Genomic DNA, 14,734 nt, shown 5'->3' on the forward strand with positions numbered 1-14,734 from the left:
GAGAGCGGCCATGTTTTCCATCACCATGTTGCCCGAACTGGGACACTTCCTGCTGATCCTGAGCGGCAGTTGTGCCTTGTTTGGCACCTTGCTTGCGCTGCTCAAGTATCGCGATCCTCGGCTAGAATGGCCGCTGCAACCGCTGCTGCTGGGGCAAGCGTTAGGGCTGACCGGCGCCGTACTCATGCTGGCACTGGCGTTTATCCTCAACGACTTCTCTGTGGCTTATGTGGCCAACAACTCCAACTCGGCCCTGCCGCTGTTTTATAAAGTGGCCGCGGTTTGGGGTAGCCATGAAGGGTCTTTGCTGTTTTGGATGACAGTAATGGCATTATGGGCCTGGCTGGGACTACAGAGGCGCTCGCAAGATCACAACTATCTGTTGATGCTGCACGGCAGTTGTTCGGCGATTCTCAGCGGCTTTATCTTCTTTATGTTGCTGTATGCCAACCCCTTTGCCCGCCTGCTACCGGAAGTGCCGATAGAGGGACGCGATCTCAGCCCCATGCTGCAGGACATAGGCCTTATCCTGCACCCGCCGCTGCTGTTTCTTGGCTATGCAGGCCTTGGGATCTGTTTTTGTATCGCGCTGGCATTGCTTGTCAGCCAAAAGTTCAGCGCCGCCCGCCTTGACAGGCTCAAGCGCCATCTGCTGTTAACCTGGGTGTTTCTCACTGCAGGTAACGCCCTGGGCTCCTGGTGGGCCTATAACGAATTGGGCTGGGGCGGTTGGTGGTTCTGGGATCCGGTGGAAAATGCTGCCTTTATTCCCTGGCTGGTGACCACAGGCGCGCTGCACTGCCTGCAGATCAAAAACCACAATCCCTTGGCCCAGCTCTCAGCCCTTGCGCTGGTGCTGCTGGGCTTCAGCCTGTGTCTGCTGGGCACCTTTATTGTCCGCTCCGGCATTATTCAGTCTGTACATGCCTTTGCTGCCGATCCCGAGCGTGGGATGATCATTCTGTTGCTGTTGCTGCTCTACGGTGGCGCCGGTTTCAGCCTGTTTGGCCTCAGATGTCGCCATCACTGGCAGCCGGGCAAGCTGACACCACTTGGCCGGGACGGTCAGCTGTTGCTAGGTAGCCTGATCTTGCTGACCATGGCGCTGACTACCCTGCTGGGCACCCTTTACCCGCTTTTCTATCAGGCACTTGGCCTAGGAAGCCTGTCGGTAGGGGCGCCCTACTTCAACACCCTGTTCGTGCCCATGTTGGCACTGCTGCTCTTACCCATGGCAATAAGCACCCTGCCCCATATGGCGCCGGGGCGCCTAGCTCTGTTGGCCCTGATCACTATAGCTGCGACCGCACTGGCACTATTTTTCAAAGGCAGGCTCACCCCCTGGATGCTGGCGGGCGGTGCCATGAGCCTGTTTCTGCTCTGCACTCTGCTGCTTTATCTGTTGCCACTGGGTGACACTGCCGGCAAACGCCGCAATATTCCCATGCTGCTGGCTCACACCGGCCTTCTTGTCAGCATCATAGGCGCAACCGGAGTCAGCTGTTTTGAGCAGCACTCGCTGCTGCGTATGGGGCCGGGCCAAGGCAGTATTCTGGGTGACTACACCTTTATCTATGAGCAAACCCGCTTGCTGGACAAGCCAGCCTATCGCGGAGAGCAGGCGGTAATTCGGGTTGAGCACAATGAGCAACTGCTTACTTACCTCTATCCGGAGCGGCAGGAATTCAACTCCAACGGCATGTCGCTGTCCCAGGCGGCCATCTACCGTGGGGCCTTTGGCGATCTCTATGTCTCCATGGGCACCCAACTGAGCGACGAAGAATTTTTGGTGCGCCTCAGCATCAAGCCACTGGTGAGTTGGATCTGGCTCGGCGGTGCCTTGATGGCCATTGGTGGCCTACTGGCCCTAGGTAGCCGACGTCAACGCCTGCCGAAAACCGATTTATTAACCGCCTCAGGGAGACTTCAACATGATTAAGCTAATGCTGCTTGGATTATGGCTCAGCTTTGCTTGCGCCGAAGCCCAGGCGACCGACATGGATATCGCCCGCCTCAGCATAGATATTTCCAAGGAGTTGCGCTGCCCCATGGCCACCAACCAAAACCTGTTTGAGTCGGAAACCGCCATTGCCAGTGAGCTCAAGGCACAGATCTACTTGATGCTGCAGCAGGGCAAGAGCCGGGAGCAGATACTCGACTTTATGGTGGAACGCTATGGCGAGCAGATCCGTTATCAACCCTCGCTGAACGCAGGCACAGCACTGCTATGGCTGGGACCTGTCATCTTGTTACTGGTATTGCCCGGCATGCTGCTGTTTTTCGGCCGCAGCAACAATCCATCCCCACACGATCAGGAGAATCCATCTTGAGATCTTACTTGCTTCTATGTCTCGCCCTGTTGCTGCCGCTATCGGCCCAAGGGGGCATAATGCAGCACAAGGCTTATCACACAGGGGAACCTGTACCAAACAAGCCTATGATTATGCGTGAATTTGTTGAAATGCAGCACGCCAGAAAGGTAGCAAAGGTGACCTTTGCCGATCTACAGGGTAATCCCAAAACCTTGGCTGAATATCAAGGACGTTTGGTGCTGCTGAATCTCTGGGCCAGCTGGTGCCCGCCCTGCCTGCGTGAGATGCCGGCACTGGCCAAGCTGCGCAGTAAACTGCAGGGCAGCAGTATTCAGATAGTGCCGCTGTCGATAGATGAAGATCCGGCTGCGGTAACCCCTTTTCTGGCCAAGCATGAGCTCAAGCTGGATGACAGCTGGATAGACAGCAAGAAAGAGATAGAGAAGATCATGCCGGCCAATGTGGTTCCGGCGACTTATATTTTTGATCCCAATGGTAACTTAGTCGGTTTTATCCGCGGCTATCTGGACTGGGATGACCCGGATATCGCCGACTATCTGTTGCGCTTTGCCGCCAAGTATCAAACGCTGGCCCAAAGTAAAGCGCTGCAGTAAATAGTGCAACCGTCCCGGAGCATCTCCCCAAGTCACTCCGGGCCGCCTTAGGCAAATCTCTCCGCCATACTTTTTGCCCGCTTTCCCGTCACGCACGCCTCTTTTGTCGGGAAAGCCTTTTTCTCAGAAATGATCGAAACTCACTTCCACCGGAACCCCCTCAATCGCCAAAGGCAGATGCTGATGCAAAGCAAGCGTAACCTTGAGTGCCGGTTTGTCCCCATCAAAAGGACCGGACAGCTGCTTGGGCACCTTGCCCACTAACTGAGTCGGCTCTTTGATTTCGGCGCGGATTAGTAACGCTGGAAGTACTTCATTATCTGCTACAGTTTCAAGGCTGGTTTGCGCACCGATAATTTCATGTGTAGTGGCATCGACGACAACATGCGCTACCGCACCTCTTGAGGGATTGCGGTACTTGACGTTCACCGTCTTGGCGCGTTTACTGATACAGCTGTAGTCTGGGGCAATTAACGGTATTTTCATCAGCTGAAACAGGGAGTTGATGAACCCTTCGGTCGCACGTAATGACAGCTTAAAAATCCCTTTGAGCATCAAGGCTGTTTCGATGGCGGTGTCGCTGAATTGAAAGCCACGGCCACGACCGCCGTGATGCTTTGTGCAATGCCAAGCGTTAACCGCTGCCTCGTCCAGCCAGAAGGTAACCGAACCACGGTTTACTAATGCCTGATTGTATTGCTTCCAATTGGTGATATTACGTTCTGACTTACCCATGAAACTGACCGAAGACCTGTTATGCAAGATCAGATCATGGAAAGCGAAACCCGAATTCAGATAATAAGTGCACCACTCATGGTTAAACGGTGAGGAGAGATCAACTGCCTGTTGGTGATACTCTGTAGTCGCCAAACAAACATGAGTAGTTACCATGAATTACAAGCAGTTGATCGAGGGACAATGATACCAGATTGAGGCCTATTTACGCGAGGGTTTCAGTTATCGGGAGATAGGAAAACGTCTGAAAGTCAGTCACAGCACAATCAGCCGGGAAGTAAATCGCAATCGAATTCGGGATAACCATTACTTGCCGGAAGTCGCTCAGGCGAAGGCACTAAAACGCCGTTGTCAGTCCGCGAAGTCTAGAATATCTGGACTGACCATCACCTTTGTTGAGTTCGGTCTCAATGAGAAATGGAGTCCGGAACAAATAGCCGGTGTCGGTAAAATCATCGGATATAACGTCAGTCACGAGTGGATTTATGGCTATGTCCAGCGTGATAAATTATGCGGCGGCAAGTTGTACAAACAGCTCCGCCAGAGTCACCGAAGATACCGTAAAGGTAACCGTGCGAAGCGTGTGATTATCCCGAATCGCGTAGGCATAGAGCATCGTCCCGCTATCGTGAACAAGAAAAAGCGGTTCGGAGACTGGGAAGCTGACACGGTTCTGGGCAAGCAAGGTACGGGCGCGATTGTCAGCCTGGTTGAGCGAAAAAGTAAGCTGTACCTGATACGCAAAGTGCCAGCGAAAAGCGCAGCCGATGTGGCCCGGGCCATGGTTGGTATGCTGTGGAAATATCGAGGTTATGTTCGAACTATCACTGCGGACAACGGCAGCGAGTTCTGTGACCACGAACAGGTCGCAGAAAAGCTTAAAACGGATGTCTACTTCGCTAACCCTTATTCGTCCTGGGAACGCGGACTGAATGAAAACTTCAACGGTTTGCTGCGGCAATACATACGGAAAGGCACCGATTTGCGGACGGTAACAGATAGGCAAATTAGTGAGATTGAACGGGCATTAAATGCCAGACCGAGAAAGTGCCTCGGCTTCAGGCAACCTGTTGCGGTATTCAATGAATTACGCAAGGCAGCCTAATTTAGCGAGTGGTGCACTTCGGAGTTGAATTCGCGGCTATTTCAAAAGTTAAAAACAAGGGCGCGGCAACTTTAGCCAGAAACCGCACCCTTGGTCAGTCGCTTAAAGCCAAATAAACCTAAAGGGTTCGTTTGAGCGCTTAGGCAAACATAACGTTAAGAGTTTAAATTAAGGAAGATATTATGCAAGTATCAAAAATTGAAGAGCTAACAATGAGTGAGATTGAGCAAGTGAATGGTGGTGCGGTACCCGTAATAGCCTGGGCTATTCTCGAAGGTGCTGCGGGTCTGGCTGGAATTTTTGGCGGTGGATGGGCTTTGGGGCACTATTTGTATAGTGATAAATAAGGAAGAATTTTATGACTGAATTAAACAAAAGTGAAATAATTAAAGTATCAGGTGGTTTTGCACCGGTGGTTGTCGCCGCAATGTGGTTAGGTCGCGCAGGAGCTGTGGCAGGTCTGGCTGCTTTTGGATACTATTTTTATAATCGAGAAAATTAAATAGGAAAATAATATGCAAGAGTTAACTGCTAATGAGAAACTAGAAATTTCTGGTGGCATGGCATTCTTTGTTTACTTTGCAGCAGCTTATTTAGGAACATTTGCTGGTGCTGCTGGATTCGCTTACGGCGCTGTAGATGCAATGTCTGAGCAAAAGTAGTAATTATGCGGTCGTAGGCCCGCATCTTAAAAGGAGGTCTGCCATGATTAGCCGATTTTTTTTTGTTGTTGGTTTAATTTTAGCTTTCATGTGGTTTTTAGGGGTTAGTTCAAACTTTAAAAGTGAAGGTTATTTTATTTCAGACTCAGTTAGTACTGGTGGGAATATTTTGTTTTTTATTGCACCGGTATTGTCTTTTTTTTGTATCGCAAGACATTTTAAATATGGAGTCAAGGTGGTAGATATCTTTCTCTTGGTTATCTGTATTGTTGCAATCACTTATATTTTCATATAAGAGTTAAGAACGTGGTGGTTTTTATATTCTTTAATTGCAACCATTCAGCACAATAAAAATATCATACCTTTCACAATTTTCACAATTTTCACAATTGAACTAAACTGTATATATAAACAGTGCTATTTAGTGAGAATTGTGATGAAAACTTCAGAAATTAGCTTTTTAGAATGGCAAAAACTATTTCAAACTGACGAAGATTGCTTGAATTACTTAAAAAATCAACGCTGGCCGAATGGCTTTGTTTGCCCCCACTGTGGGCATCACAAAGGGTGCCAACTAAAGTGTAGAGAGCACATTCAGTGCAACAACTGTAGAAAGCAAGTATCGGTTACATCTGGCACGTTATTCCATAGTACTAACTTGCCGTTATCTAAATGGTTTTTAGCTATTTACTTTGTTGGCTCCGACAAAGGTAGCATTTCAACATTGAGACTAAGCAAGCTAATAGATGTCAATTGTAAGACGGCTAAATAGCTTCCTAAATGTAGATCACTGCGTTTCGAAAATAGAAGGAACTCGGCTCGATTCAAGCGATCTGATCAATCGCCAAACCAACCAACTCACACAAACCGAGCCGAGATCATGATTCTAACATTACCAACCCGCTCTGAAAGACGTCGAATACAAAAAAGATGCATAAAACCAGAAATAAAGACGAGTGCAGTCGCCTGAATGCCATTCTCTTGTTGGCATCTGGACGTACTGTTACTGAAGTATCAGGCTTGATAGCTGCGGCGCGTTCTTCAATCAACAGATGGGTCAGTTGGTACACTGAATGTGGCATTGAGGGGCTGGAGTATTCAACCAGAGGCCGTTCCTGTGTGCTTCCTTTCCAACAAATAACGAGTGTAATCAAACTACTGCTTCAATTGCCCCCCCAAGAGCTTGGATACCAACGTTCCCGCTGGAGTACTGAATTAATAGCTCTTGAGATTAACCGCTTATTTTCGCTGCAGGTTTATTCCTCAACGATTCGGCAGTGGTTACCTAAACTTGGCGTTGTTTGGCGTAGAGCCGCTCCCACCTTGCATATCAAAGATCCTCATAAAGATGAGAAGCTTGCGGAAATTAAGGCAGCTTTGAAACGCTGCAATATAAACCATCCCGTATTTTATGAAGATGAAGTTGATATCCATCTCAATCCAAAAATCGGCGCAGATTGGATGCATAAAGGCCATCAAAAACGAGTGACAACGCCGGGACAGAATAGCAAACGATACTTGGCAGGTGCGCTACACACAGGAACGGGGAAAGTCAGTTATGTCGCCAGTTCTAGCAAAGATTCTATGCTATTTCTTTCAATGCTGAAATTACTCAAAAGACGGTACAGACGAGCCCAAACGAGGGTGTTCAAAATTCTGTGTCACGTTAAAAATCACAGATCGATGTGAGCATCCAGTCGTCCTTCAAAATGGATGGACAGCTGAGATAGCGTTAAATTCCAGTTTTGAATCGGGTGTGACCACCGCTCCTGAGCCTTCAATATACCGGCGTAGAGCAGTTTGAGTAAACTGTTCTCGTTGGCAAAACCACCCTTGGTTTTCGTCAGTTTACGAAACTGACGATGTACGGCCTCAACCGCGTTCGTGGTGTAGATAGCCTTACGCACGTATTCCGGGTACTTAAAATAGGTCGATAACAGCGCCCACTTGTTGCGCCAGGACTTGATGACCACAGGATATTTGTCGCCCCATTTGGCTTCTAGCTCGTCCAGCGCCATCTCAGCTGCATTGAGGGTTGTGGCTTTATAGACACACTTTAAATCAGCCATAAACGCCTTCTGGTTTTTAGACGCTACGTATTTCATTGAGTTACGAATTTGATGAATGATGCATGACTGCACCTCTGTATGTGGGTAAATGGTTTCAATGGCTTCAGGGAAGCCTTTAAGGCCATCGACACAGGCAATCAGGATGTCTTTAATACCGCGACTATGAAGATCGGTTAGTATACTTAGCCACTGATGTGCACCTTCAGTGTCTGAGATATACAAGCCCAACAGCTCCTTTTTTCCTTCTACATTGAGCGCCAGAATGGTGTACACAGCTTTGCTGACAAAGCGGCCATTCTCTTTGATTTTATAGTGAATAGCATCAAGCCAGAGGATGGGATACAGGGCTTCTAAATCACGTTCACGCCAAGCCTGAAGCTCAGGTAGCAGTTTATCAGTAATGGCGCTGATGGTGCCATTGGGGACTTCAATGCCGTAGATATCGGCGATATGGGCACGAATATCCTGATAACTTGTGCCCAGTGAAAATAGCGCAATGATTTTCCGCTCCATCTCATCGGTCAGGTATGTCTGGTTCTTTTTTACAACCTGAGGCTCGAAGGTGCCATCTCGGTCACGCGGAGTATGCAGCTCAAAGCTACCGGTAGCGGTCTTCAGTGTCTTACTGGTCTTGCCATTTCTGCGATTACCAGGCTGCTTATCTTCAAGATGTTGGTCGAGCTCAACATTGAGGGCCGCTTCAGTAAGCTGTTTAATGAGTGGGGTGAGAATACCATCTTTGCCGGTCAGGTCTTTACCTGCACGCAGAGCTTCAATGGCGGCTTCCATGTCGAATGTAGGTTTGGTCATTTGAATATCCTTTTGGGTGTATATTACTCAAATGACACAGATTTATGAACACTACCGCCCAAACGATTACGCTCATTATCGATAACTACATCATCCACAAGAGTAAAAAGACTCAAGCTTGGCTCAAGCAAAACCCAAAGTTTATCTTGTTATTTCAGCCGGTTTACTCACCTTGGGTCAACAAAATGGAGCAGTTGTGGCACGCACTACATGAAACCGTTACCCGAAACCATCAGTGCAAAAACATCTGGAAGTTGATGGAGCGGATTAAGTACTTTATGGACCATGCTTCACCATTCCCTGGTGGCGGGCATGGTCTCATGAAAGTGGAGCACAATTAGGAACACTTATTTAGAAGGGTGTTGATTGTACCAGTACTTGATAACAGCATCGTCCATCCAAAAGGTTAACGAACCTCTTTGAGTTAACGCTTGATTGTATTGCTTCCAGTTGGTGATTTTGCCCTTGGCTTTGCCCATGATGCGACCTGATGGTAAGGTTTCACGATCAGATCACAGATGAGCAAAATGGTTCAATTTGATTTAGGCAACAATGCCACTGTATCGACCAATTCAGTTTCAAAACCATCCACTTTTATATCCTGTTGTTTGCCACTGATGGGATCAATAAAGCGCAACCGACAAGCCATAAGTTTGAGGGGCTTATTGAAATTGTCTTCGCTCCTGGGCTGAAGCTCGGGGTAAAACCTGTCGTTCAGCAGTGGCATTCCAAGACTCTGCATATGCAGCCTGAGTTGGTGAGTCTTGCCGGTAATTGGACTCAGATTGAACAGCCCCATATCGCCATTAACGGCGATGAGACTGATTTCCGAGTGACTGTTGGCCTCCCCCTCGGCCAAGCGCATGATAAAACTGGGCTCGCCCTTGATGAGGCGATTTTTCACTGTCCAGTGCAGCGGCAGGCTAAGTTCACCAGTTGCCAATCCCGCCTGAAGCTCTGGCGTCAGCCGCGCCAGCGCCTGGTAGTCCTTGCGTATCTGGCCTTCACGGAACAGCGCATGATAGGCATGCCGGGTTTCGGGATCGGCGGACATCAGCATGACTCCGGCCGTTTCTCTGTCCAGCCTGTGCGCCGGCGCTATGGTTTCTATTCCGGTGCGGCGCCTTAACCTGTGCACCAGGCACTCGTTGACATAGTTGCCGCTGGGAGTCACAGGCAAAAAGTGCGGTTTGAACACCAGAATGCTGTGTTCGTCCTGAAACAAGATCCGCTCTTCAAAAGGGATCCGGGTTTCTTTGGGGACTTCACGGTAATAGTAGACCCTGGCGGTAGGCCGATAAGGAGTATCAGCCTGGATAGGCTCGCCATTTTGCCAGTGTACCTTGCCGGTTGCGACCCGCTCACGCCAGACATCGGCATCGATGCGGCTGAAATGGTCGATAAGAAAGGCCAATACAGTGGGCTTATCGGTCACATCCCTTGGCAAGACAACATAGGAGGGCTGTGCGGCTCTGTCTGTTTGGCTCATAACTCTTCCGGCAAAATAAAAAATGGCGACTCGGGGCCGCCATTCTACTCTATCTGCCTCAGATTATTCGAGGCGAGTACACTCAAAGCTGCTGCTGAACATGGGACTTAATCAACTTGAGCACAAAGTCCATGGTCTTGTGGCAATCAGGTTGATTCAACAGCAGCTGTTTGTCCTTGTTGTATAAGGGCAAAACTTCCAACCAACGCTGACTCACCCAAGCGGCATCATCCAGATGCACTTCTGATGAGTAGAGCCCGCGCAAGTCCGGGTTGACCTCATAAAACTGCTCCAGCGCCGCGCTGATAAGGGTGAACTCGCCCCGAATAGGCTCCTCGGCCCAGTTGGGACAATCCATTACCTCGGCCAGCCAGCGGCCATCTTTTTCCTGTTTGGCGGACAGGACTTTGACCCTTTGCTTGCCTTCCAGGGTGATACTCAGCGAGTCATCTTCCAGCTGATTGAAGTCGATGAGCTCGCAGCGAGTGGCAATGGGGAAACTGGGCGGCATGGCAACGCTGTTACGCATTCCGAAAGCCAGCGGATATTTCCCCTTCAGGACATCGGCCACCATGCTCAGGGTAATGGGGTCAAGGATCCTGATCTCAAGCCGTCCACCTGGCAACAACAAGGCATCATAGGTCAGTAACGCCATTTCCTGTGTATGCATAGCAACCTCCTTCCCCTCGGGGAGTGAGCAACCGAAAGCGAACCTGAGGTTCAACATTCGTTTTAAAGTCTAGCAGTTGCTGAAATTTCATCCATTGGCAATTTAGGCTAGTCCTTAGGTCTGCTAATGAGTTAGACAGACATTGAGTGGGTTTTGTTGCAAGCGTATTTACAGAAGCTCCAACCTTTGGGCTATTTTGCCGCCGAGAAATACCTCGGCAAATTCATCAGCCAATCTGGTACTCATATCGGCGGCGCGGCGCCAATATTGAATTCGACTGGCACTATCCAAGGTTTCAAAGTCCTTGCGATCTGGAATTTTGCCATAGGGTAACGAAGCGACAAACTCCTCAGTGGGCGCCAACAGCAAGGCATTGTGATAACGGCGCTTGGCCCGGCGCCATGGCAAGGATTTATCGAACCATCCCGGCGCCATATGGGGATAAAAATGCGGATACAGGGTCAACCCCGGCGCCTGTGACAGCGGCAGGTCGAAATGGTAATCGGTGATGCCGCCATCATAGAAGTGCCCGCTGGTCACACCGCTGATTTCGGTTACCGGTGACAGCAGCAGTGGAATAGAACCTGTAGCCAGCAATACGGCTTCGATATTGTCACTGCTGAGCAAGGCGCTGTCTCCCGGGAGATCTTTCAACTGAGCGAAGGGAGAACCCTCTATGGCAGAGGCAAATACCAGACGCTCAAAGTGCCACCCCAAGGTGCGGCGACTGACAAGGTTGGTCATGGCAGTAATGCCCAGGCCTGCCGCCAGCGCCAACTTGCTGCCGGCCCGGTTCAAGTGACGGGCGCGGCACACCACTATGTGACTGCGAATATGCGGATGTTTGAGGATCTCTTCGGTGCCGCTTGAGCCTAAAATTCCGCTGACTATACCGCGGACCTGGCGACTGACCTCTTCCCGGCTCGGGCGGGTTTCATAGCGCTGGCCTATGTAGAGTTGTTCCAACCTTTGATAAGCCGCCAGCGGATCTGCCTGAGCCAGACAGGCCAAACGCCAGGCGCCGGATGAAGCGCCAAGAGTATAGAGCGGTGTCTGCCTCTGTTTGAAAAACTCACCAAACAGGTATTTGTCGAGCCCGGCAATCCCCAGCCATTTGGGACCACCGGACGCCGCCAATAGTTGAGTAAAACTCTCAGGCTTTAATCCCTGTTCCATCAATGTCTGATAGGCATCTGTACCGGCAAGAAATCGCAAGTTAGCCAAAAAGTCACTCCCTGAGCCGCAAAAGTCACAGGCAAGATACCGCAGCCTTGCACGGCAGCCAAGTTTGACTCAGTATTTCCCCTCCTCCCGACGGCTCCGAAAACGGCCGGGACGACTCAAGTTCAAACACCCAAGAAAACGCTCATAAGGCAGCTTTGAAAGTCGAGATAGTCATAAATAGGCTGTTAACTCAAAAACCACTGTAGAAATAAAAGTAAAACAGCCAATTAAACCCCAAACAAACCCAATATTTCCCTTATATAACCCAAACAGCCAAAACCCCGGATAGCCAAGGTCAGGGAAAGGTTTCTATCCAAAAAACCAAATGTTTCTAGAACGCTGCGCTCTGAGTTATCACTTTTACGTCTAAACGCATCAATTGTAACAATGCTAATATCCGCGCAATAAAAATGCAGTTTTGAATCATTCAAGAGGTCGTATGCGCTTAGCTCTTATTTCACTGGCAGTAGCGAGTCAACTGACTGTTCCTGCCGTCTTTGCTGCCGAAGAGCAGCCCAGTATCGAAACCATCTCCGTCATAGGTTCACGTATCGCCCTGCGGACCGCCACCGACAGCGTGGCACCGGTCGATATCATTACGGCCGAACAACTTGAAGCCACTGGCATGACGGAAACCGCCAAGGCGCTGCAGTTTGCCGCACCCAGCTACAGCTTCCCCTTCTCCTCGGTCACCGATGGCTCAGATGCCGTGCGTCCCGCCAGTCTGCGCGGCCTATCACCGGACCATACCCTGGTGCTGGTTAACGGCAAACGCCGTCATGGCTCGGCACTGGTCCACCTCTCAGGGACTGTGGGCAAGGGCTCGTCCAACGTCGACTTGAACGCCATCCCTATGACGGCCATCAAACGCATCGAAATTCTCCGTGATGGCGCTTCGGCCCAGTATGGCTCTGACGCCATCGCCGGGGTGATCAACGTAGTGCTCAAAGACAACAGTGAAGGTGGCATGGTATCGGCCCAAGCCGGTCAAACCTATCAGGGTGATGGCGAGCAGTGGCGTGTCGGCCTCAACCACGGCCTCAGCATAGGTGACACTGGCTTTGTGAATCTGTCGCTGGAAGCGCATCACAAAAACAGCACCAATCGCGCCGGTTTGGATCCGCGCCAGCAATATCCATTGCTGGCCGATGGCAGCCCGGATCCCCGCGAAGAAACCGTTAACCGCAAGAATCACCATGTGGGTGACGCCGAATATGACAACCTGGGGTTGTTTCTCAATGCCGCTCAGGAGTTTGCCAATGACAGCAAACTGTACGCCTTCGGTGGCTTGAGCCAGCGCGAGACCCGCTCAGGCGCCTTCTTCCGCCGTCCACTGGATAGCCGCAATGTTGCCGAAATCTATCCCGATGGTTTCCTGCCGCAGATAACGCCCAAGATCACAGATCAGTCTCTGCTGCTGGGTTATGAATTTAACCTGGACGAGTGGCAGTTGGATGCCTCGGCCGGATACGGCAAGAACCGCTTTAAGTACCGGGTTGAGAACACACTCAACGCCTCTTTGGGCCCCGGCAGCCAAACCGAATTCGACGCAGGTACCCTGTCCACCGAAGAGTGGAACCTGACTCTGGATGCCTCACGTTACTTCGACTTTTACAATGACTCAGAGCTCCTGGTCGCTGTAGGCACAGCCTGGCGCCAGAACGCTTATCAGGTGGAAGCCGGAGAGCAAGCCTCTTATGTCAATGGCGGTTATCAGGACAAGGCCGGCGGCAGCCAAGGCTTTGGCGGCTTTACCCCAGAATCGGCGGTAGATGAGGATAGAGACAACATAGGTGTCTATCTCGAGGTGGAAAACCAACTGACCGACAACTTCTACTGGGCCGCCGCGGTGCGCTATGAAGACTATTCCGACTTTGGTGACAACACCAGTTGGAAGCTGGCGGCCAGATACGATCTGACCGACAACCTGGCACTCAGAGCCACTGCCAACACAGGCTTTCGCGCACCCAGCGTGCAGCAGTTGTACTTCACCAATATCTCGACCCTGTTCAACCCGGATCCCGTGACAGGCCAGCTGGTACCGACCGAGTCGGGCACCTTCAACAACCTGTCTTCCGTGACCCAGGCGCTGCAGGTAGGCAAGCTGCAACCCGAGTTGTCAGAGTCCTTCAGCCTGGGATTGGTGTACACCAATGATTCCGGTCTGGCGGTGACTCTGGATGCCTATCAGATCAGCATAGATGACAGAATCGTGCTCTCCAGCTCACTGACACCGGCCGACTCCCAGGTGGTGGCAGATGCACTGGCCGGTACCAACGCCGAGTCGGCACGCTTCTTTATCAATGCCGTAGATAGCCGCACCCGAGGTGTGGATCTGGTGGTGACCCAGGACTTTGATCTCGGCAGCTACGGCGATCTGCGCGCGAGCCTGGCCTATGCCTATAACGACACGGAAATCCGCGATATCCATCTGCCAAACCTTCTGGATGGCCTGGAAGATCAGCTGTTTGACCGTATAGAGCAGACCCGGATGACCAAGGCCAATCCGAAGAACACAGGTAACTTGGGGCTGACCCACAGCCTGGGCGACTTCAAGACCAACCTGCGCCTGAGTTACTTTGGCCCCTACACCATAGGTTACTCCCGTGAAGACGTGGAGTACGACGGTAAGTTCACCGTGGATCTGTCGCTGACCTATGCGGCCACAGATAACCTGAGCTTCACCGCCGGGGTGCAGAACCTGTTCGATACCTATCCGGAAAAACGCCCGGACGACAACAACTTCAACGGGATCTTCGTCTATCCATTGACCAACACACCTTTTGGTTTCAACGGCGGTTACTACTTCCTCGAAGCCAGATACAGCTACTGATTTACCGGGAAACACATTTGCAGGGAAACATATTTGCAGGGAAACATGGGGGCCGGCGATATCGCTGGCCTTTGTGCTTTTTGGCGCTGATGCCCCCTGATATCGGCCGCTTGGCAGCTCAGCCTGTCAGGCGCCTGCAGCTTCTCAAAGAGATCAAACTTCCAGCAGGAATGCTATTATACTGAGCCAACCCCTTTCCCCAGAAGATACA

14 protein-coding genes and 4 pseudogenes are annotated in these 14,734 nt (G+C 50.8%); 12 read left to right on the forward strand and 6 right to left on the reverse strand.

Features of this window, described 5'->3' with window-relative positions; translation table 11 throughout:
* The first annotated feature begins 10 nt into the window (after window positions 1–10).
* From WKR14_RS17845 to WKR14_RS17855, 3 genes are read left to right on the forward strand one after another with little or no spacing between them, the layout of a single operon-like run.
* Window positions 11–1,939 (forward strand): heme lyase CcmF/NrfE family subunit, encoded by a 1,929-nt coding sequence (locus WKR14_RS17845; protein ID WP_101057543.1) that lies wholly within the window; start codon window positions 11–13, stop codon window positions 1,937–1,939.
* A complete protein-coding gene (locus WKR14_RS17850) occupies window positions 1,932–2,330 on the forward strand; it encodes a cytochrome c-type biogenesis protein (RefSeq protein WP_071475497.1) in 399 nt (132 codons plus the stop codon). The genes WKR14_RS17845 and WKR14_RS17850 overlap by 8 nt, the downstream gene beginning before the upstream one ends.
* Complete coding sequence (locus WKR14_RS17855) at window positions 2,327–2,926, forward strand: TlpA family protein disulfide reductase (RefSeq protein WP_226564961.1); 600 nt, start codon at window positions 2,327–2,329, stop codon at window positions 2,924–2,926. The genes WKR14_RS17850 and WKR14_RS17855 overlap by 4 nt, the downstream gene beginning before the upstream one ends.
* A 294-nt stretch (window positions 2,927–3,220) precedes the next feature.
* On the opposite strand, the pseudogene WKR14_RS17860 reads toward WKR14_RS17855, so the two are convergent.
* Window positions 3,221–3,661, reverse strand: a pseudogene (locus WKR14_RS17860) (transposase); the annotation flags it as partial.
* A gap of 193 nt (window positions 3,662–3,854) precedes the next feature.
* Here WKR14_RS17860 and WKR14_RS17865 point away from each other — a divergent pair.
* The 7 genes and pseudogenes from WKR14_RS17865 to WKR14_RS17890 form a co-directional block, all read left to right on the forward strand.
* Complete coding sequence (locus WKR14_RS17865) at window positions 3,855–4,766, forward strand: IS30 family transposase (protein WP_286997746.1); 912 nt, start codon at window positions 3,855–3,857, stop codon at window positions 4,764–4,766.
* A gap of 182 nt (window positions 4,767–4,948) precedes the next feature.
* On the forward strand, window positions 4,949–5,113 hold the full coding sequence (locus WKR14_RS17870) for a class IIb bacteriocin, lactobin A/cerein 7B family (protein WP_165565680.1): 165 nt from the start codon (window positions 4,949–4,951) through the stop codon (window positions 5,111–5,113).
* Window positions 5,114–5,124: 11 nt separating this feature from the next.
* Window positions 5,125–5,268, forward strand: a complete 144-nt coding sequence (locus WKR14_RS17875) for a class IIb bacteriocin, lactobin A/cerein 7B family (RefSeq protein ID WP_165565681.1) — start codon at window positions 5,125–5,127, stop codon at window positions 5,266–5,268.
* Window positions 5,269–5,281: 13 nt separating this feature from the next.
* Window positions 5,282–5,428, forward strand: coding sequence for a hypothetical protein (locus WKR14_RS17880; RefSeq protein WP_157822693.1), 147 nt, complete (start codon window positions 5,282–5,284; stop codon window positions 5,426–5,428).
* Window positions 5,429–5,471: 43 nt separating this feature from the next.
* Window positions 5,472–5,723, forward strand: a complete 252-nt coding sequence (locus tag WKR14_RS17885) for a hypothetical protein (RefSeq protein ID WP_165565682.1) — start codon at window positions 5,472–5,474, stop codon at window positions 5,721–5,723.
* A 141-nt stretch (window positions 5,724–5,864) separates the two neighbouring features.
* Window positions 5,865–6,200, forward strand: coding sequence for a transposase (locus WKR14_RS21410; protein WP_082014390.1), 336 nt, complete (start codon window positions 5,865–5,867; stop codon window positions 6,198–6,200).
* Between the two features lie 108 nt (window positions 6,201–6,308).
* Window positions 6,309–7,069: pseudogene (locus tag WKR14_RS17890) on the forward strand (IS630 family transposase); the annotation flags it as partial.
* Between the two features lie 32 nt (window positions 7,070–7,101).
* Here WKR14_RS17890 and WKR14_RS17895 read toward each other — a convergent pair.
* Window positions 7,102–8,307 carry an IS256 family transposase gene (locus WKR14_RS17895; protein ID WP_117199825.1) on the reverse strand — a complete coding sequence of 402 codons (1,206 nt, stop codon included), beginning with the start codon at window positions 8,305–8,307 and terminating at the stop codon, window positions 7,102–7,104.
* Between the two features lie 56 nt (window positions 8,308–8,363).
* On the opposite strand from WKR14_RS17895, the pseudogene WKR14_RS17900 reads away from it, so the two are divergent.
* Window positions 8,364–8,648 (forward strand): annotated as a pseudogene (locus tag WKR14_RS17900) (transposase); the annotation flags it as partial.
* Between the two features lie 27 nt (window positions 8,649–8,675).
* Here WKR14_RS17900 and WKR14_RS17905 read toward each other — a convergent pair.
* The 4 genes and pseudogenes from WKR14_RS17905 to WKR14_RS17920 all read right to left on the reverse strand — a co-directional run.
* Window positions 8,676–8,786 (reverse strand): annotated as a pseudogene (locus tag WKR14_RS17905) (IS5/IS1182 family transposase); the annotation flags it as partial.
* A gap of 53 nt (window positions 8,787–8,839) precedes the next feature.
* Window positions 8,840–9,796 carry a pseudouridine synthase gene (locus WKR14_RS17910; RefSeq protein ID WP_234555247.1) on the reverse strand — a complete coding sequence of 319 codons (957 nt, stop codon included), beginning with the start codon at window positions 9,794–9,796 and terminating at the stop codon, window positions 8,840–8,842.
* Window positions 9,797–9,878: 82 nt separating this feature from the next.
* On the reverse strand, window positions 9,879–10,466 hold the full coding sequence (locus WKR14_RS17915) for an LON peptidase substrate-binding domain-containing protein (protein WP_025009287.1): 588 nt from the start codon (window positions 10,464–10,466) through the stop codon (window positions 9,879–9,881).
* A 168-nt stretch (window positions 10,467–10,634) separates the two neighbouring features.
* The gene (locus WKR14_RS17920) at window positions 10,635–11,690 is read right to left on the reverse strand and encodes an alpha/beta hydrolase (RefSeq protein WP_335922197.1); all 1,056 of its coding nucleotides are present in this window, start codon (window positions 11,688–11,690) and stop codon (window positions 10,635–10,637) included.
* Window positions 11,691–12,129: 439 nt separating this feature from the next.
* Between WKR14_RS17920 and WKR14_RS17925 the strand changes: the two genes are divergently transcribed.
* Complete coding sequence (locus WKR14_RS17925; protein WP_234555251.1) at window positions 12,130–14,523, forward strand: TonB-dependent receptor plug domain-containing protein; 2,394 nt, start codon at window positions 12,130–12,132, stop codon at window positions 14,521–14,523.
* Window positions 14,524–14,734: the final 211 nt, after the last annotated feature.

This window comes from Shewanella chilikensis (genome assembly GCF_037953065.1).
GTDB lineage: Bacteria > Pseudomonadota > Gammaproteobacteria > Enterobacterales > Shewanellaceae > Shewanella > Shewanella chilikensis.